Here is a 232-nt window from a genome sequence, read left to right as displayed (position 1 = left end):
ACAATACCGAGGAGGGCCACTGTTATAATGCTGAGCAGGATGCCTGGTATGAAATCCATCCCCAGGCCCAGAATATAGGTTCCGCCGAAAATATAAGCGCCTGTTTTAATCATCTTATCATGGCTGAAATTAAGGACGCCGGACGCATTCCATATCAACATGTACTCAATCCCCACCAGCGCATAGATAAACCCCATAGCAATCCCGCTTACAATCAGCTGTATCAAAATCC

1 pseudogene is annotated in these 232 nt (G+C 46.1%); it reads right to left on the bottom strand.

Annotated elements, in window-relative coordinates:
• Positions 1-230: pseudogene (locus LK536_RS59195) on the bottom strand (branched-chain amino acid ABC transporter permease); the annotation flags it as partial.
• Between the last annotated feature and the right edge of the window lie 2 nt (positions 231-232).

The organism is Clostridium pacaense, from assembly GCF_020709765.2.
GTDB classification, from domain to species: domain Bacteria; phylum Bacillota; class Clostridia; order Lachnospirales; family Lachnospiraceae; genus Enterocloster; species Enterocloster hominis.
The sequence above is the reverse complement of the archived record's forward strand: the minus strand, read 5'-3'. Positions and strand labels throughout refer to the sequence as shown.